Below are 26,186 nucleotides of genomic sequence, written 5' to 3'. Positions count from 1 at the left end.
CCATTCCATATTTAGCTTCCTATCTCTTTACACTTTTATACTTACTTTGTAAACCACCTTATCTCCGTGAACGGTTACTAAGAAATGAGTTGCCATTTTCATCAGCTACTTGGATAATAGATATATTCACAAAATTGTTCCATTTTTCTCAATAGGTTTTGGTTTTCTTTTCCCCTTATTAGCAGAGCATAAAACTTAGCTTTTTAATAAATCTCATTTTAACTCCAATACACTAACTATGAAACAATCTATATTGCCATCAAAAACGGAATTTATATTGCCAACTTCATGTCCAGTCCTTAAATCCTTTACCATTTGATACGGATGCATAACATACGATCTGATCTGACTGCCCCAACCTATATCGCATTTCTTGCCATATTCTTCGGCCATTTTCTGTTCTTTTTTTTCCAATTCAATTTGATATAAACGTCCTTTAAGTAGTTTAAGTGCTTCATCTTTATTTTTATGTTGAGAACGACCATTTTGGCATTGAGCTACAACGCCTGTTGGAATATGCGTAATACGTACCGCGCTTTCAGTCTTATTTACATGCTGACCACCTGCTCCAGAAGCACGGTAAGTGTCGATCTTTAAATCCTTTTCATCCACAACAATATCTATTGAATCTTCAATCACTGGAGTTACTCCTACACTTGCAAAACTGGTATGACGTTTACCATTTGAATCAAATGGTGATATTCTAACCAATCTATGAACTCCACTTTCGCTTTTTGCCCACCCGTAAGCTTTTTCTCCGATGATCTTTATTGTTGTAGATTTTATACCAACTGCATCACCATCTAATTTTTCTACAACTTCAACTTTAAAATTGTGATAAATTTCTGCCCATCTTGTATACATGCGCATAAGCATCTCAGTCCAATCATTGCTCTCTGTTCCACCAGCTCCTGAGTGGATTTCTAAAAAGCAGTTATTGTTATCTGCTTCACCAGTAAATAAGGATTCTGTCTCTTTAAGTTTGATTAATTTCTCTAGCTTTACTAACTCACCTTTAACTTCAGAAAAAAATTCTTCATCATTCTCATCAATAGCAGATTTCATCAAGCTGATAGAATCGTTGTAATCGCTTTCTAGCTTTGAAAACGATTCTATTTCATGCTTAATTTTAGAGCGTTCTTTTAAAATCTCTTGTGCTTTTTGATTGTCTTGCCACAGATTATCATTCGACGCTTGAGAATCCAGCTCTTCAAGACGCAACTTCAATTTTTCTATGTCAAAGACACCTCCTGATAAGAGAAATACTTTTATTTAAGCCTTGAAAGTATTCAAGGATTTCTGGATGGGTTTTCATTATACTTTAGACTTTAATATATTTATTATCACTAACAATAACAGCAAACAAAATAGAAATTTAACCATATAATAGTTAATTCAAAATAATTTTATTATACTTGAATGTTCAATAAAATCAAGTGTGTATATTTATTAAAAAAATAAGGTAAAGTAATGAATATTAAAACAAGTTCTCATTATGGTTTAGACAAAAAGGCTATTGATGATTTAATAGAGTCTCTCGATAATCAAGAATTAGAGAATGTTCGTAATATTGTAAAAACGATAGATAGCGTTCAGTTAGCTTATTTTTTATCTACTTCGATCAGTGATCACAGGGAGAAATTAGTTAATATCCTCGATCAACATTTGTTAAGTGATGCCTTAGTACATGTAGTACCAGATTTACAAGTAGAGATCATAGAAATATTGGGAATAGAAAATACAGCAAAGTTACTAATGCTTCTTGATATAGAAGACATAGTAGCTATAGTGAAAGATTTAGATAGAAAGTCTATAGAAAATATACTTAACTACTTACCCAATGCAACTCAAAAATTAGTAGAGGAATTGTTATCATACCCAGAAGAAAGTGCAGGAAGGTTGATACATAAAAATATGGTTATAGCTCCATATTATTGGAAGATAAATCAGCTAATGGAATTCTTGCGCAACTATAAAAAAATACCAGAAACATTTTATCAAATTTTCATCATTAACTCAAAATTAGAACCCATAGGCATTTTCAACTTAAATAAGGTAATATCTCACTCAGGAGAAACAATAATAAAAGAGATAATGAGTCAAGATATAAAAATAATTAAAACTGGAATGGACCAAGAAGAAGTAGCAAGAATATTTAAAGATTACTCTCTATTATCAGCTCCAGTAGTAAATAAGAATGGTAAAATTATAGGTGTAATCCTTATTGAAGATGTAATCAAAATTGTTCAACAAGAAGCAGAAGAGGATGTGCTTAAAATAAGCGGTGTATCTTCTAAATCTGATATAAATGCCCCTATACATAAAACTATAATTAAAAGACTACCTTGGTTACTGTTTAACCTCTTAGCTGCAACAATATGTTCTATAGTAGTTGGCTTTTTCGATAACGTAATACAAAGTTTTATAGTACTGCCAATAATTATGCCAATCATTGCATCGATGGGCGGAAATGCAGGATCCCAAACAGTAACACTAACTATCCGGGCAATCGCAACAAAATATCTAACTGAGCAAAATGCAAAAAGAATACTGATGAAAGAATTTTTAATAGGTCTTATAAACGGGGTGATCTTATCTACTATTTCATTAGTAGTGTTAGCAATAAGGTTTCACAATGTCAAAGTGGAGATGATTTTTGTGGTCTCCATGATTATAATGTCAATTATTGCAACGTTCATCGGAACTTTCATTCCTATAATGCTTCATCGTTTAAGATCCGATCCTGCTGTTTCGTCTTCAATCTTAACATCAGCAACAACTGATATTCTCTCAGCTCTTATATTTTTTGGTCTAGCCACGATCTTTTTATTAAATAGCTGAATCTTGCTATATAAAAAAATTGCTTTACAAGCTTTACCGTCCACGTTATCATTACTCATAGATGCATTGAAGAAGAAAATAACAGTCGATAAAGAAATAAAAGTACATGAAACTGAGCTGCTTTAGTTTTAAAATAAAAACTAAAATAAGATGCTAAAGTATGCAAAAAATTCTTGCTTTGCTAGATCTTTTTAGCTACAATGCAGTCTAACGTAATGAAAACATGGGGTGTGAGTTAGATGCATTGTATTATGTATATCACTCAGAAAGCAATTCTCGATTTTTTAAGAATATATCTATTTTAGTCAGAAGTCAAAAGAAAAGCACACTGTTACTCAGCAATTAAAGTTACTTAGGATTACCGTAAGGTTTCTACAGCAAATTGGTTTGGTACAGCTGCATAAGAATCAAATGTTGAAATCAATCTTCAGAAAAGAGGTTTACGACAAAACAATCAAAATATGAATATTAAAATATAGGCGGCTTTATGTTAGGTAAAGAAAATATAGGAGAACAAGTAGCAGATAATCAAATGGATTATGTAGATGCTGGATCAGCAATAGTTGATTATGAAAATATATTATCTAGTGAAGAACTTCAGTGTGGACGAAGTCAGGAGAGCCCTAGAGTAACAAGATCTTCATCTATAGGCAGCAGTAGTACATCGACTGATGATGAAGAAATGTTTAGCTGTATAAGCATTACAAGTGATGAAATAGTGAAAAAAGCAACTTTTTTTGTTAAGACTTTTGTTAAAGAATTCGAGGAAAAACTATCTGAATGTTCTAAAGAAGCAAAACCAGGTTCAAAAGTACGTAAAACAGGTAAAGTAGTAGCTAAGGTTGTATCAACTGTGGGTAATTATATTCCACCAAGTGTGGAGAAAGTAGGTACTTCTCAAGTTATGGAGTGTGTGAGTTTTGTTTCTACAAACCAACATAGGAAAAAAGCAAAAATATTTTCTACAATAGTTGCGCCTTCAGAAGGTAACTTAAGAAAGATTTTAATAGAAGCTGGCTTGGAAATTTTTCAAAGTTTTGAGAAGCAATTCACTAAAATTGTGGATACTAATCAGTTGTCTTGTAATAGGGGGATTGAGAAGTTAGCAATGGATACTGTATCCAGAGTAATAAATTACACTACATCTTGCAACGAGAAAGGAGAATTTCCTAATCTTCACATAACTAAAGGTGTTATTTTAGGTAAATCAAAAAGAAAGTACCCGTTTACTACACGTACTGGACATCAAGTAAAAGATAAACAAAGTGGTGAAATGTTGATGACTTCAGAGTTATATGAAAAGGTGGGAATAGAGAAAGCAGAGGGTGAGATTATTAAGTATTATCAATTGAAGGAGCATGACTTTGCTGAAAAATACGGCTATCGGCTTCCCTTTACGTGGGAATTAGAAAATTGGGAAGAGTTAGAACAAAAATATGTACTTAGTGCAACATCTAAAAAAAGAGAGTATGTGCGTATTTTAGATGAGGAAAAAAAGAAAGGATTGGCTAGTAGTATATTAAAAGAGATCAATGAAAACGATTCAGCAAAAAAAAGGATATACAAGAACTGCGTGAAGAAATCAGAAATTTACGAATACTTCATGAAAAAGAAGGTAAAAATACATTTTCCTTTAATTTGGGCTATTTACCAAAATTCTTTATAAAAAGAGAAGTGATGTTAGACGAATTAAAAAAGAAGTTAGATAGTAAAAATCAAGAAGTAGAACTGTCACGAATGGTCTTGATTAATGGAGAATATGGAACAGGAAAAAGTGAATTAGCTAGAAGCTACGCATATAGTAAGGAGAGTAATATTTGGACAAAAGTTATATGGATAAATGCTAAAACATATGACACTCTTTTCAATTCATTTCGTAATTTAGCTAAAGAATTAGAAATTCCTACAGAAAATGATAATGATATGGATTTTAATGTTGTTCGAGATAGAGAAATAGAATCTATTGTCCAGGATGTATACCAGTATTTTCGAGACGTAAAAAGTCTTTTCATCTTTGATAACACCAGTAAGTATAAGGAGATCGAAAAATTTTTACCATCCTATTTTCCTAATTTGTTTTTTCATGGAGAAAAGCCTTACGTTTTAATTACTTCTCGTAGCAAGAATTGGGAAAAAGAAATAGAAAAGACACAGTTGAATGATGGATTTTCTCTAGGAGAAGCTATAACATTTATTGAAAGGGCCTTAGGGATAAAAGATAAATTAGAGAATCGCTATCTAGTAGAGTTAGCAGAAGCGTTGAATTATCTACCATTAGCTTTGGTGCAAGGAGCAGCATATATAAAACAAGAAAAGATTAGTATTAGCGAATATCTAAAACGCTATAATGAAGCAATACAAAAATCAAATCCTGATCTTTTGGAAGCATTAGGTATCACCAAAGAATTATTTACAACTTTGAAGCTTAACCTTAATAAAATAAGAAGAGAAAAAAATGTTGGGCAGCAATCGCATGATATTGTATCATATATGGCTTACTTGGATCCCAATCAAATTGATATAGAAGAAATTTTCCTCCAGAAGAAATCAGAAAAAGGTAAGCAACAAGTTTTGGATGCTCTTAATCTACTCAATAAGTTTTCAGTGATTGAGCTAGAGGAGTCAATAGCAAGAGTTCATAAAGGGATACAAAAAACAGTAAGAGTAGAGAAAGAACGAACAGGAATAGAAGAAGAAACTTTAAGAGAAATGATGACATCATTTTGCCTTACGAATCCAAATCACGTTAAGTCTGTTTGGAGTCATGCAAGTAAATATAGTAGATTAGTTAATGAATTTATTGATTCTATTTATGATGGAGGTACTACCTTACATTTGCTAGCCAAAGATGGTAATGAAAAGGTTATTAAGCTGATATTAGAGAAAATATATCCTGATAAATTAAGTAAAGTTATTAATGCTATTGATGAAAAGAATTTTACTTCTTTAGATTATGCTATCATACATGGTCACTTAGGTACTGTTCAGCATCTTGTAAGGAAAGGGGGTGATGTAAATCTAAATAACACAAAAGGTATGAATCCTTTGCACTTTGCTGCCGTATATGGTCACTTAGATATTGCTAAATACCTTGTAGCGCAAGGGGCTATAATAAAATCATTAAACAAAGATAGTATGTGTCCTTTGCACTTTGCTGCTATATATGGTCACTTAGATATTATTAAATACCTTGTAGAGGAAGGAGCTAGTATAAATATAAAGGATAAAAATAACATGCGTCCTTTGCACTTTGCTGTTATATATGGTAGATTGGATATTGTGAAATATCTTGTAGAGAAAAGAGCTAATATAAATCTACGTAGCAAAGAAGGTGAGAGTCCTTTGCATTTTGCTGTTATGCATGGTCAGTTAGATATTGTTGAATACCTTATAGAGAAAGGAGCTAGTATAGATAGACAAGATGAAAAAAATATGAGTCCTTTGGACTATGTTATTGTATATTCTAACTCAGAAGAAATTATTTATTATCTTGAAGATATGCACTTAGCTCCAGACTTAAAAACACAATCACATAAAAGAAACCTAGAGACATTTGATGAACATACACTACCTAAAAAAAGAAAATTAAAAAATATAAGTGAAGCATTGCAATTTGAAGATAAAAGCACAGTTAACTTAACTCATAGGTCACCTATATCTTCATTTAACAGCGTCTCTGTACAACCTGCAAACAAGGACTTAAGACTATAATTTTACAGTAAGCTATTTAATTTCATGAGGGGAATTTCAAAAAAACAGAGAAATAAAGTAATAAATTGATATAAATTCGCGTAGAACAAGTGGTAGACCAAGATCCCAAAACAAATTCTTCTCTCACTAGCTAATGTTGTTTGCTGGAAATGGTTATATTGTTTAAATTTTTAGCAATATGTAATACTAATTCATTAAAAAATGGAAAAGAAGAATTATGGTAAGAAAAGTTTATGCTTATCTTATAATAAAAGTGCAATAGAAATTTTCCTAAAGAAAGCAAAAATCGCAGAAGTATACAAAAAAAATATAAGCATTTATAGTACTCAAAAATGTAAGTACAGTAATGTTAAGAACTATTAAGTATTTATGCTGCATAATGTATCTATAGGTTAGAGGTAATTTATGAACAGAAACACACAATCACAGAAAAATATTCAATATAAAATGTTAATAGCGGCTGCTAATTATAAAGCATTTAGGGAAGCTGCTACTGAAGGTAATATTGAAACGTTGAAATTTCTATTGGACAGAGCGAAACTACTAGATTTACAGTGTAAAATGTTGGCAGTTAATGATTATGAAGTATTTAGAGAAGCTGCCGGTAATGATAATGCTGAAGTATTAGAGCTGCTGCTGAATAGAGTAGAATTACCAGAAGAACTACATACAATGTTAGCAGTGAAGAATTATGAAGCATTTAGAGAAGCTGCTGTTGAAAGTAATATTAAAGTATTGGAGCTTCTATTGGACAAAGCAAAATTACTAGATGTACAGTATAAAATGTTGGCAGCTAATAATTATGAAGCATTTAGAGTAGCTGCTTATGCAGGGCACACTGAAGTACTGAAACTCTTATTGAATAGAACAGAATCATCAAATGTACAGCGTGAAATGTTGGCGGCTAATAATTATGAAGCGTTTAGAGTAGCTGCAGATGATGATGGTGATATTGAAACGTTGGAGTTTCTATTGGACAGAGCGAAACTACTAGATTTACAGTGTGAAATGTTGGCGGCTAATAATTACGAAGCGTTTTGGGAAGCTATCAGTGAAGGTAATATTAAAGTGTCGAAGTTGCTCCTGGATAGAGCAGGATCACTAGAAGAACAACATGCAATGTTAGCAGTGGAGAATTATGAAGCATTTAGGGCAGCTGCTGACAGTGGTAATATTAAAACGTTGGAGTTTCTATTGGATAAAGCGAAATTACTAGATGTACAGAGTAAAATATTGGCAGCTAATAATTATGAAGTATTTAGAGTAGCTGCTACCGGTAATGGTAATATTGAAGTGTTGAAACTACTGCTGGATAGAGTAGAATTACCAGAAGAACGACATACAATGTTGGTGGCTAATAATTATGAAGCATTTAGAGAAGCTGCTGCTGAAAGTAATATTAAAGCATTGGAGTTTTTATTGGATAGAGCAGGATTGCCAGAAGAACAATATGCAATGTTGGTGGCTAATGATTGTCAAGCACTCAGAATAGCTGCCAGTGAAGGTAATATTGAAGTGTTGGAGCTACTATTGGATAAAGCAGGATGGCTTTGTTGCATAGCTAGTGTTGGTTGAGGTTATTGTAAGGAGAAAAGCTTATGGTTACTAACGCATTTTGTTGTAAAATAGGCATTTTTCAAACAAGTATAACTTATGCCACAAAAAATGAGAGTAAGTAACCAAAGAGAATATAATGAGTTTCTAAAAAAAAGAGGAAATGTTTTTCATTTTGTTAATCAAGCCATAGAAAATTGGTATGAAAATAGTCCAAAAGTTGCAGGTGGCAATAACACTTATAGTGATAAAGTTGTAATTTTAATACACATAATAGTTCATCTTTTTAGAATTGGCTTGAGACAAGCTGTAGGTTTTGTAAAAGGTTATATGGTACAAATAGGCAAAAAACTTAAGATTATCAGCTATACACAAGCTTCCAGAAGATTTAAAAAGCTTAATTTGAAGATTGATGACCATAGAAGCAATAAAGATGATCTGGAAAATGTTGAAATTGCCGTAGATAGCACTAGAGTTAGTATCTACAATAATAACGGTGGGCATAGTAAGCTTAATATTCGAAAAAGAAAATACAGTGGTTATGGTCAAGTAAGAAAATTACATGTTATTTTAAACATAAATGATAAGAAAGCAATAAGCATGAACTACACTAGTGGTGTTGCTGTAGACTATTTGCCGGTCTGCGATATGTTAGAAGAAGTCAGTGATAAATATAACATTTGTTCTATTCGAGCAGATGCGGCTTATGATATAAAAAGTGTGTATAAAGAATGCAGAAAATACAATATTGTGCCTATTATTCGCCCTAGGAAGGATACTAAAATTTGTTTAGCTGACTACTTATCAGAAAGAAACAAGTATATTAGTAGAATTAGGTCATATGAGAATTATGAAGATGGTATTAATGAATGGAAGAAAAAAGTTAAGTATGGAGCACGGTCTTATATTGAAGTCTTTTTCTATAGGTTGAAGCAAATATTTGGGTTTGGCTTGAAAAATAAATCAGAGGTAAATCGTGAAAAAGAGCTGTTAATTAAGTGCTACTTACTGAACAAATTTACTGATATTGGTATGGCTAAATTTAAATTAGCTGCGTAAGTTCATTGTGATTTACATGCCTATCAGTGCTATGCAACAAAGCCATTCTGGATTATCGCTAATTTGATAATTTAAAAAAATGACTTCCACTCCTAATTTCTTAAACTCTTCAAGTAATATCATCTGATATGCATACTTACGAGATAAACGATCAGGAGAATGAATATAAACCTTATCAATGTTACCTTCTGCTATTTTATCACGTAATTTTTCCAAACCAGGACGGATTATGTTAGAACCACTATAACCATTATCAATAAATTTATATTCATTTAATAATTTATGTCCATCCATACTAATTTGATTCTCTATAGCAGCAATTTGGCTTGCTATTGTATCTTCTTGTGCTTGCCTCCCTGAAGAAACTCTTGCATATAAACTAACTGTTACCATTTTACCGTCCTCAAATCTACTTTCTTATATTCAGAGTTTTCTTCCTTTTTGCTCGCTTTTATTGGTTTACTTAACACTAATTTTTCATATGCATCTAATAGATACAACTCTGCTAATCGATTTACTTCATAACTACAACTAATCCGCACTATTAATTTCTTGTTGCCCATGAGCTCTACCATATATTATCCATCGAGACATATGGTTATTTGATCATTAGCTCTATAAATAAATTCAACTCTCCGTTCTTTTTGTAGAAGCTTTCGAGAAATAGTCTTCTCAAGTTTCAGGTTTATTGCAATATTGTTGGCGGAGTCCCTGCAGGAATGTTTCTTGGTACAGTAAATCTTCCTTTTATTTTTCCTCTGTTATCAGCAATAAATGTTGCGATCATGTTTTTCTTTCAAATATTTTCTATGCTTGAGGTTGAATAAAAATTCCATCAAACTTTAATTCCTTAAGCTTTTCACCAGTTGCAAAACCTTCAATCTCAAAATTTTGAGTTGCTTCTCTCATAAATTCAGTTTCGTATGAAGTACTTGACAGCAGCTCTGTCGTTTCTTTAACATTAAATACTCTGGTTACTGGACTTTTCCAATTAGTGGTAACCTCGGTCCAGTGGTCAATGTTTTTATTTAGAGTAATTTGTGCCGGGACTGGATCAAAAGCTTGATATGGATTAATCTTTTCTCCTTTAGTCTGTAAAAGCTGCTCCAGTACCGGTTCAAGTTCATATGGCAAAAGATATCTTTCCCCACCTTTTTCAATATCTGCAACTTCTACATCTATTGGCAGAACTAGCTCCCTATTTACTATCGCTGCAGTCTGCAAAATTCCTTGATCACGCATATCATCGTCAAAAAACGAATCAACAAATACTCCTTTTTTGGTGGTAGGTTCTCTTGAATTTGCATCATTGCGTAGACGTTCCTGTGCAACCAGTGCATAAAGATCATTTATTCCTTTTTTCATTGCTTCAAGCTCATTCATCGTTACAGCATGAATAGCATTATTCACTATTTTTACCCCTTCTTTTTCTCCGTTTTTCCATGTCTGATGAATGTAGCAGAGCAAAAGTTGTCCGCTAGGTGCTTTAGGCATTGATGGTCGCCAAGGGTGAGCTATGCCTTTTATCCTTCTTATTGCGCCTTTTGCATCTATAGTGATTAAATCATAACGCGGCATTTTCCAGGTGTAGTCAATCAGAACCAAGCTGTTATCAACTGCACCTCTTACTTTACATCCCTCTTCGCTTATATCTTCAGGACTTATATGAGTGCGACAGCGGTAAGTTATTTGATAACTGCTTCCAGAAGCTGGTTCTTTACCTGGTAATGACCAATCAACGTTCCCGGCATTTAGTTTATAATCTACACTGTTTTCATAAATAACATTACCTTGTTTAATTTGAATAATTTCAAGTACTGCAGAGTCAGGTATCGGATCAACAGCTCCTGAATATGAACCGTGAGTCACAGTAATGGTTTTTTGAACAGTTATATCTACTTTTTTAATTTCACTTATTGGAAAATCATTAACTTTAAGTTCCATTACTCTTTGGCTATTTGGCTGAAAAGTATGTGGTTCTGATTCAACTGATTTTATATCCGGATCTTCATCAAAAGAAACACGAATACTGTGAGGAAGTTCAATCTCATAGCCATCAACATGGGCTTTGCCCTCATTAATCACAAATATTTTTTTTCCTCCTTCTCCCTCTTCCTTTTGCAGGAACATTACTTCAAGACCATTTACGACGTAGGAACCATTTGCTTCTTTGTCATAACGAGCAAGCGCAGTAGTTACTATATTTGCTTGTGGTGGCGGTGAATGTTCTATCAATACTCCATTTTCAATGTTATAAATTGGATAAAATTCCCCTGAAGCATTAGTAGTCACACCCTCAGCTTGATAACTCCAAGTGGTGGAAACTTTAAGCCTTGCAGCCCCTACTTCTTGATAATTACGTGTACCAACAGCAGGATCACGAAGGTTTTCATCCTCAAGTTCTGTAATGGTAGATTCTAGGTAATAAACACCTATACGCACTGTGGTACTTAGTGGAATAGTAAATTCTTCTTTTTCAACTTTTCTAACTGCTCCACGAAGATAGATTTTTCCTGACTCAAGCGTAACTTTACCAGTTTCTCTATCTATAATACAATTGCTTCCTATTATATTACTAGCCACACTAAAGAACGCTTATAATGCCCTCTAAAACGCAAATAAAGGCATCTTTAGTAAACTTACTGGTAAGTTTAACACATTTTTTACACTTTGCAAAGAAAATTTTTCAAAAAAGATTGAACAACTTATGGTGAGTATAAGGGGTTATGGAGACTATTATGGGAATACAACAACTTTTATCGCAAACCTCTGAGCAATTAATTGCAAAACTCTCAGTAATGAAATTAGCAAATTGTAGAGGTAGCTCAAGGAAAAAAGTTTGAAGTTACTGCCATAGAAGAAGAAACAGAAGCTCGTAAAACTTGATTGCCCCTTAAAATGGAGACAAAGATCTAAATTTATTTGTTTACGTCTCCAATTTTATCTAGTATGACGGAGACAAAGATTTATATTTCGTATTTTATGTCTCCATCATTTATTGGTAGGCAAACTGAGTTAAAACAACTACTGGAGCTTACAGAAAAAAATACTGCATCTTTTGTAGTAGTCAAAGGAAGGCGTCGTATAGGAAAAAGTCGTTTAATTCAAGAGTTTGGTAAGTATTTTGAACAATATTACTCCTTTATAGGTTTGCCACCAGAAAAGCATACTACAATGTCCTACCAACTTAATGAATTTTCTAGACAAGTTGCTAGACAATTTAATACATCTTTTGCTAGGTATGATGACTGGAGCGATTTACTATGGGCAGTTGGTGAACGTCTACTATCAGGAAAAACATTATTGCTGTTTGATGAAATTTCTTGGATGGGCTCAAAAGATCCAACCTTTTTAGGCAAAATAAAAAATTTTTGGGATACGCAGCTAAAAAATAATAACAAGCTAATTTTTGTTGTTTGTGGATCAGCTTCATCCTGGATCGAGAAAAATATACTTAGCAGCACTGGTTTCGTAGGGAGAATATCGTTAACTTTAACACTCGGAGAATTATCACTTTCTGATTGCAATGAATTTTGGCCGAAAAATATTTCAGCATATGAAAAATTTAAGGTGCTTGCAGTAACTGGCGGAATTCCAAAGTATTTAGAGGAGGTAAATTTTAAACATAGCGCTGAAGAAAATATTAAAAGGCTTTGTTTTACAAAAGGTGGGTTTTTAGTTGAAGAATTTAATCAAATATTCTCAGATTTATTCATGCGAAAAACGGCTTTTTATAAGCAAATAGTCAGAGCTCTTTCTACTGGAGCTAAAGAACAAGAAGAAATTTGTGCTACTTTAAATATCGTAAGACATGGACGCATTTCTGAGTATCTACATGAGCTTGAGCTTGCTGGTTTTATTGCAAAAGATCATACTTGGAGTATAAAAACTGGTACTGATTCACGACTCAGGAGATACAGACTTCAAGATAATTATTTAAGGTTTTATCTAAAATATATCGAAAAAGATCTAGGAAAAATTAGTCGTGACACCTATTCTATAGGGTTCTTACCAGAGTGGTATACAATTATTGGGCTTCAATTTGAAAATTTGGTGCTGAACAATAGAAAGAGTATACATAATATCTTAGGAATTGATGGAATAATAAGCGAGAATCCATTTTTTCAGAAAAGAACGCGTAATAGTGCAGGTTGTCAAATTGATTATATGATTCAAACGAAGTTTAACACTCTCTACATTTGCGAAATCAAATTTTCAAAAGATAAAATTGGTCATTCAATAATACAAGAGGTACAAAAGAAAATAGATGAACTGAATCGTCCAAAAGGCTTTTCATGTCGTCCAGTCCTTATCCACGTTAATAATGTAAGTGATGATGTTATAGATAGTGGTTACTTTTCACATATAATTGATTTTGGAAAATTATTGAATTGTAAGTAATGTTTCTTCTGACTGAAAAAATAGTAGTTTCTACAGTTATTCTTAAGTTTATAGAGTTTGCTAACATTAGTATCTTTGGCTTTAAAAGAAGGGGATGGAGCCAAAACAATCTCTCTACTACAACACAATTCTTTAAGATGTTTTAAAGGGCTATTATAGCGTTATCTAGATAGGGGATTAGTGTTTTTATCAAAAGCTCGTGTAATCTCCTCTCAACTCAAATAAGCAGTTATTTCCAAAATAGAAACAACTCAAATAGCAAAGAAGCTGCTGTAAAAGATTATAGCTGGTTTTCAAAGCTCTTTAATTCCTTAGCTGTCTTAAAATTATTTTAACTTTTTTTGAGAAAATCCCGGAAAAAGTAGTAAGAAATCCGGTATATATTAGTATAGGGTCATTGAGTGTAGATGTGCTTCAAACACAAAAGTCGGCAAACGAACAGAGTAGAAAAGATTGAAGAAAGCAAAAGAAATTTAGGCTTTTGGTAAGTTACATAATTGAGAATTTATATTTTTTTAAATAAGACAAAAACTGTATTTTAAAGCTAGATGTGACTTTAGGGTAAAATATACTACTTTTACTTCTCGTCAACACAGTTAACGAACTACCACAGTAAAAGGGTTAATACGGTAACCATAATCTCTACGCGATGATCCAGGCCAACCAACTGTTTGAATCACATCATTACGTTCGATGTTTAGTCCTAACTTTTTGGCTAATGTAGTTTTTATTGTTCTTTGAATTGTGTTTATTGGTTTTCTAATGTAATGTTCTGGATCTGCTTCTGGATGGCTTTGTTGCATAGCACTGATAGGCATGTAAATCACAATGAACTTACGCAGCTAATTTAAATTTAGCCATACCAATATCAGTAAATTTGTTCAGTAAGTAGCACTTAATTAACAGCTCTTTTTCACGATTTACCTCTGATTTATTTTTCAAGCCAAACCCAAATATTTGCTTCAACCTATAGAAAAAGACTTCAATATAAGACCGTGCTCCATACTTAACTTTTTTCTTCCATTCATTAATACCATCTTCATAATTCTCATATGACCTAATTCTACTAATATACTTGTTTCTTTCTGATAAGTAGTCAGCTAAACAAATTTTAGTATCCTTCCTAGGGCGAATAATAGGCACAATATTGTATTTTCTGCATTCTTTATACACACTTTTTATATCATAAGCCGCATCTGCTCGAATAGAACAAATGTTATATTTATCACTGACTTCTTCTAACATATCGCAGACCGGCAAATAGTCTACAGCAACACCACTAGTGTAGTTCATGCTTATTGCTTTCTTATCATTTATGTTTAAAATAACATGTAATTTTCTTACTTGACCATAACCACTGTATTTTCTTTTTCGAATATTAAGCTTACTATGCCCACCGTTATTATTGTAGATACTAACTCTAGTGCTATCTACGGCAATTTCAACATTTTCCAGATCATCTTTATTGCTTCTATGGTCATCAATCTTCAAATTAAGCTTTTTAAATCTTCTGGAAGCTTGTGTATAGCTGATAATCTTAAGTTTTTTGCCTATTTGTACCATATAACCTTTTACAAAACCTACAGCTTGTCTCAAGCCAATTCTAAAAAGATGAACTATTATGTGTATTAAAATTACAACTTTATCACTATAAGTGTTATTGCCACCTGCAACTTTTGGACTATTTTCATACCAATTTTCTATGGCTTGATTAACAAAATGAAAAACATTTCCTCTTTTTTTTAGAAACTCATTATATTCTCTTTGGTTACTTACTCTCATTTTTTGTGGCATAAGTTATACTTGTTTGAAAAATGCCTATTTTACAACAAAATGCGTTAGTAACCATAAGCTTTTCTCCTTACAATAACCTCAACCAACACTAGCTATGCAACAAAGCCCTTCTGGATCGAGATTTAGGCGCTTTTCTATTTCAGTTATGCTAAGCAACATGTGTTTTTCAGGAGGTAATTCTTTTTTACAATCATGCAAAAATTGTTCAAATAATATGCGAAAACCCTCATACATGCTACAGCTTTCTTATTTAGAATCTCTATATTGTTTACGTAAAGTGAGCCCTCTATCAATTGCAACTTTAGTAATTCCTTCTCTTTAGGAGGTTCAATTAGATTAAGTGAAGTATGCAAAATTTGCATTGAAGTATTTGGTATTAACTCTGGTACTCCTCTTTGTATTGCTTCTTGAAATACTTCAATTAAAGTCTGATGCTGAAAGAAAAGGTCAACCATTTTTACTATGGGCAAATCAAGAGGTATGTTTGATGGATTTTTTCTCAGTATTATTAATACAGTTGGATTAGCTTTAAGCTTATCTATCGTTAAGAATGTTGGATTGGTGCAAAAATCAAGTATGATTAAACTTACAATCTTACCTTGTCTACCAACATGATAAACTCCTCTTTCCACTTTTTGCCACATAAAATTTGTATCACTTAGCTGACCTTCAAACCAATGCATAAATTTCTCTGGGTTTAAATATGCAGATAAGCGGTGAAATCTTTGCTTCTTGTAGGTATTAGGTAAAATATCACGGTTGCAGTTTTCACAAATTATATTATCGCATGCTTCGTTAAAGTCCTCATCAATGAAAATCTCATTGTTACAGTATGGATCAACTATATTTGGCCAATCTAATTTATCTTGTCTACGAGAGCAGATAATGTAAGACCTCTCTTGCATCTGAATTAATTTAAGATCTGACAAATACCTTGCTGCTTTGATGTAATTTTGATTTGGATTAACCCAAGAGCTGCCAGAATTAAGAAGATCAGAGATTTGCTCTTGGCAAGATTGTAAGACCATAAAATTGTTTTATGTATGCTTTAAAATCCTCTCTTTCCCTTTTATTCAGAGGATGTTCAGAGTAGTAAATTGCTATATACTCATCACTTCGCTTGAAAAATAAGCCTATCTTTTTGCCTTGAAATATTACTTTAATCGACTCTATAAATGGCACTATGTTTCCTACAAATGGCTTTAAAACATGCAATTCCGGTGCAATAGGATCATATGGAGCAACAGTCAAAGTGATATTAGTATAGCTGTAATTGAAACGATTTGACTGAAACTTTAACTCAAAAACACGAATATTTGAATCAGATTCATTAATACAAGTTTCTATAAATTTATGTACCTGTTCCGCGAAGTTTTTATCCTACACATCTACAAAAATACATTCGCAGCCAAAGTAACAACTTGCAATGCTATTTGCTATTTCTATAGCTTGATCAATATTTCTAGCACCAAGATCTACCTGAGTGCCATTTAGTAGAAAATCCAAAATCATCCACTCTGCCTTATGGCCATGAATAACTTTGTTTGAATTTAACAACAAATCTATATCGCTAGCTTTGCGTATTAACACATATAAACGATTCTGATGATAGAAGAAACCTTGTAATTGATTCTCGAAACTGTCATTTTTCTTAATGTTATCTTCTTTCAGTATTTGTTGTATGATTTCCTCTGAGATAAAGTCTTTAAATGGAGTACTTGGTCGTCTTGGTATTTTTTGTAAGGCAAAAGACATGAAACTCTTTCTTTGTATTTTTTCAAAGTGATAGACAGACTTTAAAAGATTGTAATCTGCATGAAACAGTAGAAACAGCAAAGACTTCTTATCATATTTATTATTATTTTTTACAAGGTAGGATTTCATGAGTTCCGTAGTTAATGCAGATCTTGCAATTTCACTGACAGTAACCTCTAGTTTTGCACGGTCAAAACAGGTAATCAAGTAGTAAGTAACGAGAGAATCGGAATAATTAGCAATCACTTTACGTTTGTATTGTACAGATGTATTATCGTAACTTTCATCATCAAAGAGTTGAGCATTTAATTTATCTTTAAAGGAGTTTTGAAAAATAATATTTAATTGCTTACCAGAAAGTGAATCTATCCAAGACTGACGTATTTTTGTATTGTGAAAACGATCAAGCAAATGGTTAACAGGGACTTCTAAATCATCTTCCCAAAATTTACGATTTGGATAAATGTTCATAAGAAACTAACCACACCATAATAGCATAATAGACTATTTAAATAGTTAAGATAGAAATTTGAAAGTCTTGACCAATAATTATGCAATGGCTGTTTACTAATTTTTAACCAAGTTTTTTCTAAAAAGTTTGCTTAAGAAGAAGATTTTTTGGACAAAAATTTTTCAAATCCTGAATATATATTATATGGGTATTTTACACTCTAGCGAAACAAACTCTGAATATAAATGTCCGTTTTAACATTAGATCTCGGCAAACAAACTGGCTGGGCAATTCTAACAGATGGAGTAATTGAAAGTGGAAGCAAAAGTTTTCATGGTAGTCGTTTCAGTGGAGGTGGCATGCACTTCTTAAATTTTCGTAATTGGCTTAATTCTTTGAAATATGAGTTCACTGCAGTGTATTTTGAAGAAGTGAGAAGACATCTAGGAACTGATGCAGCGCATTGTTATGGTGGTTTTCTTGCAGTGCTGTCTGCTTGGTGTGAAGAGAACAATATTCCCTACCAAGGTGTTAATGTTAAAACTATAAAACGCTTTATAACGGGCAAAGGCAATGCAAGTAAGAGTGAAGTTATTGAGTCTGTAAAGGAAAAAGGATTTTCACCTAGAGATGATAATGAGGCCGATGCTTTGGCATTAATGTTCTATATTATGGATTTCAGTAAAAATATTAATAAGACGAAAAATCCATAAAAAGTGGGTCCTTTCGGCCATACTGGCGGATTTGGTGGGTTTGACCCCAGGCCTTCTTTAGCGTCAGAGATATTTTGAATATTAACTTTTTAATTATTAAGATATGAATTTAGCAATCCACTACTATCCTGTTGAAAACCTCGTCGAATATAAGCGTAATCCTCGTAAAAATGATGATGTAGTAAATAGAATGTGTGCTTCAATCAGGGAATTCGGCTTTCGTATACCAATAGTTGCAAAAAGCGATGGAACTGTGGTTGATGGTCATTTAAGACTTAAAGCAGCAAGAAAGCTTGGTATGGAGAGTATTCCAGTGGTTTTAAGTGATAATTTAAATGAACCACAAACCAAAGCTTTTCGATTACTGGCCAATCAATCAGCTAATTGGGCAAAGTGGGACGATGAGCTTTTAAAAGTGGAAATTCAGGAGCTAGAAGATTTACAGTTTGATCTTAAAATGACAGGATTTGAATTGGAAAAAGTTCAAAACTTTCTTGATGATTTAGATAGAGAAGAAGAAGATTTTTCTGACTTGGTTGGTGATGAAAAAAGGGTAGAAATAACAAAACCAGGTGATTTATGGATTTTAGGTGATCATCGAATCTATTGCGGTGATAGCTGCGTAGTTGAATCATTTAAAGCAGTATTAGATGATAAAATGGCAGACATTACTGTTTGTGATCCTCCATATAACGTTGATTACGGTAGCAGTCAGGAAAGAGAAGAGAAAAAAATATTAAACGATAATCAAGGTGAAAAGTACGAACTTTTTCTCTACGACATCTGTTCCCATATTTTAGCATATACGAAAGGTGCAATTTACATCTGCATATCATCATCAGAGTTTTCAACGTTACAAAAAGTATTTGAGGAAGCGGGAGGGAAATGGTCAACATTTATCATTTGGGCAAAGAATCACTTTACGCTAGGAAGATCAGATTATCAAAGACAATACGAAGCAATGCTCTATGGATGGAAAAGCGGCAATAAACGTGAGTGGCATGGGGGTAGAAATCAAAGTGATCTGTGGTTTTATGATAAGCCAACGCACAATACACTACATCCAACAATGAAGCCAGTAGAGCTAATGGAAAGAGCAATAGTTAATAGCAGTAGATCAGGAGATATCGTACTTGATCCATTTAGCGGCTCTGGAAGTACACTGATTGCATGCGAGAGAACAGGAAGAATTTGTAGGACAATAGAGCTAGATTCAAAATTTGTAGATGTAACTATAAAACGTTGGCAAATATATACCGGAAGAGATGCCATTTTAGCCGGTACTGGCAAAACCTTTTCAGAGATTCAAGAAGAAAATTTGTAAAAAAGAAGCAAAAAAAGTGGAAAAGATCACACAAACAGAATGGGCAAGAGAGATAGGAGTATCAAAGCAATATGTCTGTTATTTAGTAAAAAAAGGAATAGTTAAGTTGGAGGATGGTTTGATCAATAGAGAGCAAGCAAATGAAGCAGTAGCGGCAATAAGAGATCCAAGTCAGCCACTTAGGAGGAAAAATCCAGAAAACGAAAATACAAATAACCTTTCTACAATGTTGCTAAAAACTAGAATAAAAAATGAAATGGAACGAGGTAAACTTCTTGAGGCAAAGGCAAAAGCTGAGATTGGTGAACTTGTAGCAGTAGAGGAAGTAAAGCGCGAAGCATTTAATGTAGCAAGAGTTGTCCGTAATAATTTACTTAATATTCCAAATAGAGTTTCAGCATTGCTTGCATCACTGAGTGACACTGAAAAGATTCATATGGCACTAACCGAAGAGATTACAAACTCATTACAAGAATTATCTAATACTAAATTTCAAATATAAAAAAGATTTTGAATATAAAATGGCTGATAACTTAAGTTTGGAGTTAATAAAGTGTCTCATCAATCAACCTGGATTAGATGTTAATGTCAGAGGATTAAATGGAAAGACACCACTGCATTATGCAGTAGAAATTAACGAGTTTGGTATGGTTGCACTCTTACTGAACAGGAAAAATATTAATCCACTGATCACTGATGATGATGGTAAAAGTGCGCTCTCTTGTGCAAGAGAAGAAATATTACAGGCGCTAATTAATAACAAATACGGATCAGAGCAAGATAGCTTACTCCACTTAGCTGCGATGTTGAATGAAGCAAATGCTGTAAGGTTTTTACTCGACAAAGGGGTTAATGTTAATGAGCAGAATGCTCTACTACATACAGCATTACACTTAGCAGCAGGAGCTGGAAATGAAGAAATAGTAGAAATTTTAATTAGAGAAGGAAATGCGGATAAGGACATTCTTGATGCGAGAAATCACGCAGCAATTCATTATGCAGTAAACAACAAGAAAATAGGAGTAGTAAAAAAACTAGTAGACCTCGATGCAAATGTAAATAGGACCGGTAGTGGAGAAAATGCAACAAAGTTATCACCTCTTCACAATGCTGTAAGCGTTAGCAATTATGATGAACGAGATTTGTGTTTGGATATTGTAAGGTGTTTAACAAATGCTCCAAACTCCAAGGTCAATTTATAAGACTATGAAAATAAAACACCATTACATTATGCTGAAAGACTTAAAACAATAGAGGTTTTACTAACGCGAGAAGATATAGATCCTTTGATTAGAGATGATAAAGGCAAAACACCATTTTGTTATGCAAGAGAAAGGAATAAACAAGATATAGTGGAAATTTTAATGAGTAGTAAATATGGAGAAGATAAAAACAGTTTACTTCATTTAGCTGCAAAAAAAGGATATGAGGAGTTCCTAGAAGAGATTTTAGAAGAGGGAGTTGAAGTAGATATTTTAAACAATAAAGGAGAATCAGCGATATATCTTGCAGCAATAAATAGACATTTTAATATAGTAAAATTACTGCTAAAGAAAAGAGCAGATGCTACAGATGTTTTTCAGTACGCAATAACAACAAATAACGTAAGACTGATAAAGTTATTAAGCAAAGAAAAAGATATAGTTTTATTTGGAAAAAATGACAACTTTCCAACGTTTCATTTATTGAGCAATAAATATTTTGAAGAAAGGAAAATAGCAGACAAAAAAATAAAGAAATATATCAATATCATCTGTGTTTCTATAACAGTATGTGCAATAGCGATAGTGGGAATTTACCCTAACATTATAGCTGCAGTAATGGTGGGAATAGTTGCACTCATAGCTGCAATAGTAATGAGTAATTTAATTCAGAAGTATATAGAAGAAGCGCTTGAAAAGAAAATGTTTATTGAACTCGAAAGTGAGAAAACAAGTAGTCCTAATTTAAGTGATGTGGAAATATCATCTAATGATGGTGAAGAGCTAGCAATATGATATACGCCACATCATTTTCTGAAGGTTTAAAACCAGATCCAGAGCTTAAAGTATCAGAGTGGGCAAATGAGTATCGAGTTTTAGCACCAACTGCAGCATCAGAGCCAGGAAAGTGGAGAACGGAAAGAACTCCTTATTTAAAAGAAATAATGGATTCACTATCACCATCTTCACCTGCAGAAAAAGTAGTATTCATGAAAGGAGCGCAGATTGGAGGAACAGAAGCTGGTAACAATTGGATAGGCTATATTATAGATCAGACTCCTGGTCCAATGTTAGTTGTGCAGCCAACAGTTGAAATGGGAAAGCGTTGGTCAAAAGGAAGATTTGCGCCGTTAATAGAGAGTACGCCATGTTTAAAGAGTAAAGTAAAAGACCCAAGGTCAAGAGACTCAGGCAATATAGCTCTTTCTACAATAATCCGAACAGATCATAATAATATACTGCTGTCCTCCTGGCTTATAATAGCTATAAAGACGTTTTCACCCCCGTTCGGACTATTATAAGAAGGGCTATACTGTACAAAGTAAGGAATTTCCAGGTGGAATAGTAGTAATAACTGGAGCAAATAGCAGTGTAGCACTGAGATCTATGCCAGTAAAATATCTCTTTCTTGATGAAATAGACGCCTATCCAGGAGATTCAGGTGGTGAAGGAGATCCAGTGCTGCTCAGTATTGCTCGAACTAATACATTTGCACGGCGAAAGATTTTTTTAGTATCAACACCAACGATTCATGGAATAAGCAGAATTGAGAAAGAATTTGAAGCAACAGATAAGCAGTACTTTTTTGTACCATGTCCGTATTGTAATTACTATCAAGTTCTAAAATGGTCACAAATTAAATGGGAAAACAACGACTCAAGAACAGCACATTATGTCTGCACTGAATGTAGCGGCAAAATAGAAAATCATCAAAAGACAGAGATGCTTGAGCGTGGAGAATGGAGACCTACTAATAGAGTAAAAGGTGAGAAAAAAGGATTTCATCTTTCAAGTCTTTATAGTCCAGTAGGCTGGTATAGCTGGACTCAAGCAGTAGAAGATTTCTTCATGCAAAAGAAAGTGAACAATTACTAAAAGTATGGATAAATACTACGCTTGGAGAAACCTGGGTAGACAAAGGAGAAGTACCAGATTGGAAGCAATTATTTAACAGGAGAGAATTTTTTCCCGTAGGCACAGTACCTAGGAGAGAAGTGGTGCTTACTGCAGGAGTAGATGTCCAAAAAGATCGTTTAGAAGTAGAAGTTGTAGCATGGGGAAAAAGCCGCGAAAGTTGGTCAATAGAATACCGAGTATTTGAAGGTGATACTGGAAGAGGAAAAGTATGGGGAAAACTCTCTGAGCTCTTAAATCATCATTTTATCGGTGAAAATGGTCTTGAATACATGATAAGTATGATGGCGGTTGATGCTGGGTGGCTTTGTTGCATAGCACTGATAGGCATGTAAATCACAATGAACTTACGCAGCTAATTTAAATTTAGCCATACCAATATCAGTAAATTTGTTCAGTAAGTAGCACTTAATTAACAGCTCTTTTTCACGATTTACCTCTGATTTATTTTTCAAGCCAAACCCAAATATTTGCTTCAACCTATAGAAAAAGACTTCAATATAAGACCGTGCTCCATACTTAACTTTTTTCTTCCATTCATTAATACCATCTTCATAATTCTCATATGACCTAATTCTACTAATATACTTGTTTCTTTCTGATAAGTAGTCAGCTAAACAAATTTTAGTATCCTTCCTAGGGCGAATAATAGGCACAATATTGTATTTTCTGCATTCTTTATACACACTTTTTATATCATAAGCCGCATCTGCTCGAATAGAACAAATGTTATATTTATCACTGACTTCTTCTAACATATCGCAGACCGGCAAATAGTCTACAGCAACACCACTAGTGTAGTTCATGCTTATTGCTTTCTTATCATTTATGTTTAAAATAACATGTAATTTTCTTACTTGACCATAACCACTGTATTTTCTTTTTCGAATATTAAGCTTACTATGCCCACCGTTATTATTGTAGATACTAACTCTAGTGCTATCTACGGCAATTTCAACATTTTCCAGATCATCTTTATTGCTTCTATGGTCATCAATCTTCAAATTAAGCTTTTTAAATCTTCTGGAAGCTTGTGTATAGCTGATAATCTTAAGTTTTTTGCCTATTTGTACCATATAACCTTTTACAAAACCTACAGCTTGTCTCAAGCCAATTCTAAAAAGATGAACTATTATGTGTATTAAAATTACAACTTTATCACTATAAGTGTTATTGCCACCTGCAACTTTTGGACTATTTTCATACCAATTTTCTATGGCTTGATTAACAAAATGAAAAACATTTCCTCTTTTTTTTAGAAACTCATTATATTCTCTTTGGTTACTTACTCTCATTTTTTGTGGCATAAGTTATACTTGTTTGAAAAATGCCTATTTTACAACAAAATGCGTTAGTAACCATAAGCTTTTCTCCTTACAATAACCTCAACCAACACTAGCTATGCAACAAAGCCATCCTGGGTATGCGACATAAGAAGTATACAATTGGGTAAGAGGTCATCAAGGCTCTGGAAGAGTAATGGCAGTGAAAGGTGTAAATAAAGCACTAGTGCCGCTGAGTAGCCCAAGTAGAGTTGATATAACAGTTGGTGGTCAAAAGCTAAAGAGAGGAATAAAGCTCTGGCCAGTAGGAGTATCGATATTAAAGTCAGAGCTTTTTCAGCTACTTAATGTTTTAAAAAACGGGGAAAAAGAAAAAGTGCCAGCAGGATATTGTCATTTTCCTGAGTATGCACCTGAATATTTTAAGCAACTAACGGCAGAGCAATTAGTCAGCAAAGTAGTAAAAGGATACACTAAACAAGAGTGGCAAAAGGTAAGAGAAAGAAATGAAGTACTAGATTGCCGAATTTATGCGAGAGCAGCATCTATTGCACTTGGGATTGATCGTTGGCCAGAGAGTAAATGGAATAGTTTAAGTGGAAAAATGGAAAGCAAAAAGCCCAAAAAATTAAGACAGAGTAAGTGGTTGAAAAATGTATAACGAAGAGTATTTGTTTCAAGTTGAACAAGCAATAAAGAAGCTGCAAAACGGAGAGCGAGTAGTATCAATTGCATATGGTGACCATGTTGTGAGATATGCTGAAGTTCAGATAAAGGATCTACTAAGCTTAAGACAACGTATTAAAGCTGAACTGAAAGTTGCAGGTGTGAGACCGAAGAGAAGAATTGTGATTGCGACAAGTAAGGGGATTGACAAAATTGTGTAAAAATGTTATAGTTTAAAATTGGTATTTTATAGTTAAAATATGGATCAAAATCAAGAAAGGCTTAATGTTAATGTAAATTTTGAGGGGGAGTTTGCTCACTACCTTATAGAAATGGCAAAAGTTCAAAATAGAACTATAGAAGAAGTTGTAAAGGACCTAGTGGAAGAAGAAATTGAAGCAAGTAAATTATCTGAAGAAGATGATGAAATAGATGAAGTAGATATAAAGTTGGCTAAGCTTTCTCTTGAGCGTGATGCTAGAGGTGATGAAGAAATTAGAAGTGAGGATGTAGATTGGAGTAGAATATTATCTGCAAAAACAGTCTAAAGGTGGAGATACAAGCTGGGATACGATATTATCTATTCAAAAAGAGTTCTTGAGGAGGACTTTCTTGCATTACCACCAACGATCAATCACCTTAATACCCTCTTCAATAATCAAGTAACTAAGGAAATTACAGTTACAGATTCAACACATCCACTATTTGGCAGAACATTTCCAATATCTTCTGTCAGCTCAAAAGTCCACAATGTATTTGTTACTTATCGCAATTACATCATTCTACGTATTCCGTTTTCTGCTACCAACTTAGCTAGTAAGCAAAACTTTCTCACCAGCAAGTTAACGTGGTCTTCATTATACGAATTTGTTTCTCTAGCAAAGGAGTATAAATTATGCCATGTAAACCATGTCAAGTGTGGCAGAAAATGTCGCAACGTTTCAAGTCAGAAGTTTTAGAAAATATATTATTAGTGTCCAAAGAGGTTATCTATGAGTACATCAGAGCTAATTACAGCACAACATTTAGCACGCGAAGCAATAATTTATATCAGACAATCAACACCTCATCAAGCATTGAGCAACCAAGAAAGTTTGGAGTTACAGTATGCACTAAAACAAAGAGCAATTGACCTTGGATGGAAAGCTGATAACGTTGTAATCATCGATAGTGATCTTGGTTTAACTGGTGCTAGTGCTGAAAAGCGTGAAGGGTTTAAAGAGATTGTCACTAAAGTCACTTTATCAAAGGTAGGAATTATTCTCTCCTACGATGTGACTCGCTTATCACGTAATTGTTCTGACTGGTATCCTTTACTGGATATATGTGGCTATAAACAGTGTTTAATAGCTGACCGGGATGGTGTTTATGGTCCTGGTACTATTAATGGTCGGCTGTTACTTGGTCTGAAAGGGCAACTTGCTGAAATGGAGTTATCTACTATAAGAGCTAGACTAAATGCTGGACTATTAAATAAAGCAACCAGAGGTGATTTAGCCTTATCTCTCCCAGTTGGTC

At 33.4% G+C, this 26,186-nt stretch carries 21 protein-coding genes and 5 pseudogenes; 16 read left to right on the top strand and 10 right to left on the bottom strand.

The features are described from left to right. Positions 1–213 precede the first annotated feature (213 nt). Positions 214–1,315, bottom strand: a protein-coding gene (gene prfB, locus OPR58_RS02210; protein WP_265022906.1) for a peptide chain release factor 2 whose coding sequence is annotated in 2 segments (ribosomal slippage) — positions 214–1,248 and positions 1,250–1,315 — 1,101 coding nt in all. Because the reading frame shifts where the segments join, the coding sequence is not laid out codon by codon here. Between the two features lie 155 nt (positions 1,316–1,470). Between prfB and mgtE the strand changes: the two genes are divergently transcribed. From mgtE to OPR58_RS02185, 5 genes are all read left to right on the top strand, one after another. Next, the gene (mgtE, locus tag OPR58_RS02205) at positions 1,471–2,841 is read left to right on the top strand and encodes a magnesium transporter (protein WP_265022905.1); all 1,371 of its coding nucleotides are present in this window, start codon (positions 1,471–1,473) and stop codon (positions 2,839–2,841) included. A 487-nt stretch (positions 2,842–3,328) separates the two neighbouring features. Beyond that, positions 3,329–4,507, top strand: a complete 1,179-nt coding sequence (locus tag OPR58_RS02200) for a hypothetical protein (RefSeq protein WP_265022904.1) — start codon at positions 3,329–3,331, stop codon at positions 4,505–4,507. Then, positions 4,480–6,552, top strand: a complete 2,073-nt coding sequence (locus OPR58_RS02195; protein WP_265022903.1) for an ankyrin repeat domain-containing protein — start codon at positions 4,480–4,482, stop codon at positions 6,550–6,552. The genes OPR58_RS02200 and OPR58_RS02195 overlap by 28 nt, the downstream gene beginning before the upstream one ends. Before the next feature lie 405 nt (positions 6,553–6,957). After that, positions 6,958–8,127, top strand: a complete 1,170-nt coding sequence (locus OPR58_RS02190; protein WP_265022902.1) for a hypothetical protein — start codon at positions 6,958–6,960, stop codon at positions 8,125–8,127. A gap of 78 nt (positions 8,128–8,205) precedes the next feature. Next, positions 8,206–9,165: an IS5 family transposase gene (locus OPR58_RS02185; protein ID WP_265022212.1), complete on the top strand. Its 960-nt coding sequence runs from the start codon at positions 8,206–8,208 to the stop codon at positions 9,163–9,165. A gap of 12 nt (positions 9,166–9,177) precedes the next feature. Here the strand turns inward: OPR58_RS02185 and OPR58_RS02180 are convergent, their stop codons facing one another. From OPR58_RS02180 to OPR58_RS02170, 3 genes are all read right to left on the bottom strand, one after another. Further along, on the bottom strand, positions 9,178–9,558 hold the full coding sequence (locus tag OPR58_RS02180; protein ID WP_265022244.1) for a recombinase family protein: 381 nt from the start codon (positions 9,556–9,558) through the stop codon (positions 9,178–9,180). Next, positions 9,552–9,740, bottom strand: a complete 189-nt coding sequence (locus OPR58_RS02175; protein ID WP_038249248.1) for a hypothetical protein — start codon at positions 9,738–9,740, stop codon at positions 9,552–9,554. Before OPR58_RS02175 ends, OPR58_RS02180 begins: the two co-directional genes overlap by 7 nt. 232 nt (positions 9,741–9,972) lie before the next feature. After that, the gene (locus OPR58_RS02170) at positions 9,973–11,748 is read right to left on the bottom strand and encodes a DUF4815 domain-containing protein (protein WP_265022901.1); all 1,776 of its coding nucleotides are present in this window, start codon (positions 11,746–11,748) and stop codon (positions 9,973–9,975) included. A gap of 399 nt (positions 11,749–12,147) precedes the next feature. Here OPR58_RS02170 and OPR58_RS02165 point away from each other — a divergent pair, with 399 nt between their 5' ends. Further along, positions 12,148–13,566, top strand: coding sequence for an AAA family ATPase (locus OPR58_RS02165; RefSeq protein ID WP_265022900.1), 1,419 nt, complete (start codon positions 12,148–12,150; stop codon positions 13,564–13,566). A gap of 596 nt (positions 13,567–14,162) precedes the next feature. On the opposite strand, the gene OPR58_RS02160 is transcribed toward OPR58_RS02165, so the two are convergent. From OPR58_RS02160 to OPR58_RS02140, 5 genes are all read right to left on the bottom strand, one after another. Then, positions 14,163–14,369: a hypothetical protein gene (locus OPR58_RS02160; RefSeq protein ID WP_265022899.1), complete on the bottom strand. Its 207-nt coding sequence runs from the start codon at positions 14,367–14,369 to the stop codon at positions 14,163–14,165. A 31-nt stretch (positions 14,370–14,400) separates the two neighbouring features. Continuing rightward, complete coding sequence (locus tag OPR58_RS02155; RefSeq protein WP_265022212.1) at positions 14,401–15,360, bottom strand: IS5 family transposase; 960 nt, start codon at positions 15,358–15,360, stop codon at positions 14,401–14,403. Between the two features lie 143 nt (positions 15,361–15,503). After that, positions 15,504–16,289, bottom strand: a complete 786-nt coding sequence (locus OPR58_RS02150; RefSeq protein ID WP_265022898.1) for a hypothetical protein — start codon at positions 16,287–16,289, stop codon at positions 15,504–15,506. Between the two features lie 64 nt (positions 16,290–16,353). Beyond that, positions 16,354–16,611, bottom strand: coding sequence for a hypothetical protein (locus tag OPR58_RS02145; protein WP_265022897.1), 258 nt, complete (start codon positions 16,609–16,611; stop codon positions 16,354–16,356). A gap of 129 nt (positions 16,612–16,740) precedes the next feature. Next, positions 16,741–17,586 (bottom strand): hypothetical protein, encoded by an 846-nt coding sequence (locus OPR58_RS02140; protein WP_265022896.1) that lies wholly within the window; start codon positions 17,584–17,586, stop codon positions 16,741–16,743. A gap of 225 nt (positions 17,587–17,811) precedes the next feature. On the opposite strand from OPR58_RS02140, the gene OPR58_RS02135 reads away from it, so the two are divergent. The 6 genes and pseudogenes from OPR58_RS02135 to OPR58_RS02110 form a co-directional block, all read left to right on the top strand. Continuing rightward, positions 17,812–18,279 carry a crossover junction endodeoxyribonuclease RuvC gene (locus OPR58_RS02135; protein WP_265022895.1) on the top strand — a complete coding sequence of 156 codons (468 nt, stop codon included), beginning with the start codon at positions 17,812–17,814 and terminating at the stop codon, positions 18,277–18,279. Positions 18,280–18,382: 103 nt separating this feature from the next. After that, the gene (locus OPR58_RS02130; RefSeq protein WP_265022894.1) at positions 18,383–19,603 is read left to right on the top strand and encodes a DNA modification methylase; all 1,221 of its coding nucleotides are present in this window, start codon (positions 18,383–18,385) and stop codon (positions 19,601–19,603) included. Positions 19,604–19,619: 16 nt separating this feature from the next. After that, positions 19,620–20,105: a hypothetical protein gene (locus OPR58_RS02125; protein ID WP_265022893.1), complete on the top strand. Its 486-nt coding sequence runs from the start codon at positions 19,620–19,622 to the stop codon at positions 20,103–20,105. A 19-nt stretch (positions 20,106–20,124) separates the two neighbouring features. After that, a pseudogene (locus OPR58_RS02120) lies at positions 20,125–21,600 on the top strand (ankyrin repeat domain-containing protein). Then, a pseudogene (locus OPR58_RS02115) lies at positions 21,597–22,001 on the top strand (phage terminase large subunit family protein); the annotation flags it as partial. The pseudogenes OPR58_RS02120 and OPR58_RS02115, both read left to right, overlap by 4 nt. 115 nt (positions 22,002–22,116) lie before the next feature. Beyond that, positions 22,117–23,024, top strand: a pseudogene (locus tag OPR58_RS02110) (terminase gpA endonuclease subunit); the annotation flags it as partial. 42 nt (positions 23,025–23,066) lie between these two features. Here OPR58_RS02110 and OPR58_RS02105 read toward each other — a convergent pair. After that, on the bottom strand, positions 23,067–24,026 hold the full coding sequence (locus OPR58_RS02105; protein WP_265022212.1) for an IS5 family transposase: 960 nt from the start codon (positions 24,024–24,026) through the stop codon (positions 23,067–23,069). Positions 24,027–24,135: 109 nt separating this feature from the next. On the opposite strand from OPR58_RS02105, the pseudogene OPR58_RS02100 reads away from it, so the two are divergent. The 4 genes and pseudogenes from OPR58_RS02100 to OPR58_RS02085 form a co-directional block, all read left to right on the top strand. Then, a pseudogene (locus OPR58_RS02100) lies at positions 24,136–24,663 on the top strand (terminase gpA endonuclease subunit); the annotation flags it as partial. Further along, on the top strand, positions 24,656–24,889 hold the full coding sequence (locus OPR58_RS02095; protein WP_265022892.1) for a gpW family protein: 234 nt from the start codon (positions 24,656–24,658) through the stop codon (positions 24,887–24,889). The pseudogene OPR58_RS02100 and the gene OPR58_RS02095, both read left to right, overlap by 8 nt. Before the next feature lie 39 nt (positions 24,890–24,928). Continuing rightward, on the top strand, positions 24,929–25,216 hold the full coding sequence (locus OPR58_RS02090) for a hypothetical protein (protein WP_265022891.1): 288 nt from the start codon (positions 24,929–24,931) through the stop codon (positions 25,214–25,216). A 444-nt stretch (positions 25,217–25,660) separates the two neighbouring features. Then, a pseudogene (locus OPR58_RS02085) lies at positions 25,661–26,101 on the top strand (recombinase family protein); the annotation flags it as partial. Positions 26,102–26,186: the final 85 nt, after the last annotated feature.

Origin of the sequence: Wolbachia endosymbiont (group B) of Ischnura elegans (genome assembly GCF_947251585.1) — a bacterium.
GTDB lineage: Bacteria > Pseudomonadota > Alphaproteobacteria > Rickettsiales > Anaplasmataceae > Wolbachia.
The sequence above is the reverse complement of the archived record's forward strand: the minus strand, read 5'-3'. Positions and strand labels throughout refer to the sequence as shown.

Bases quoted from the DNA above. Each gene is read 5' to 3' on its own strand.
- mgtE (WP_265022905.1), top strand. From the start codon at position 1,471: ATGAATATTAAAACAAGTTCTCATTATGGTTTAGACAAAAAGGCTATT.
- OPR58_RS02200 (WP_265022904.1), top strand. From the start codon at position 3,329: ATGTTAGGTAAAGAAAATATAGGAGAACAAGTAGCAGATAATCAAATG.
- OPR58_RS02190 (WP_265022902.1), top strand. From the start codon at position 6,958: ATGAACAGAAACACACAATCACAGAAAAATATTCAATATAAAATGTTA.
- OPR58_RS02185 (WP_265022212.1), top strand. From the start codon at position 8,206: ATGCCACAAAAAATGAGAGTAAGTAACCAAAGAGAATATAATGAGTTT.
- OPR58_RS02180 (WP_265022244.1), bottom strand. From the start codon at position 9,558: ATGGTAACAGTTAGTTTATATGCAAGAGTTTCTTCAGGGAGGCAAGCA.
- OPR58_RS02175 (WP_038249248.1), bottom strand. From the start codon at position 9,740: ATGGTAGAGCTCATGGGCAACAAGAAATTAATAGTGCGGATTAGTTGT.
- OPR58_RS02165 (WP_265022900.1), top strand. From the start codon at position 12,148: ATGTCTCCATCATTTATTGGTAGGCAAACTGAGTTAAAACAACTACTG.
- OPR58_RS02160 (WP_265022899.1), bottom strand. From the start codon at position 14,369: ATGCAACAAAGCCATCCAGAAGCAGATCCAGAACATTACATTAGAAAA.
- OPR58_RS02155 (WP_265022212.1), bottom strand. From the start codon at position 15,360: ATGCCACAAAAAATGAGAGTAAGTAACCAAAGAGAATATAATGAGTTT.
- OPR58_RS02140 (WP_265022896.1), bottom strand. From the start codon at position 17,586: ATGAACATTTATCCAAATCGTAAATTTTGGGAAGATGATTTAGAAGTC.
- OPR58_RS02135 (WP_265022895.1), top strand. From the start codon at position 17,812: ATGTCCGTTTTAACATTAGATCTCGGCAAACAAACTGGCTGGGCAATT.
- OPR58_RS02130 (WP_265022894.1), top strand. From the start codon at position 18,383: ATGAATTTAGCAATCCACTACTATCCTGTTGAAAACCTCGTCGAATAT.
- OPR58_RS02105 (WP_265022212.1), bottom strand. From the start codon at position 24,026: ATGCCACAAAAAATGAGAGTAAGTAACCAAAGAGAATATAATGAGTTT.
- OPR58_RS02095 (WP_265022892.1), top strand. From the start codon at position 24,656: ATGTATAACGAAGAGTATTTGTTTCAAGTTGAACAAGCAATAAAGAAG.
- OPR58_RS02090 (WP_265022891.1), top strand. From the start codon at position 24,929: ATGGATCAAAATCAAGAAAGGCTTAATGTTAATGTAAATTTTGAGGGG.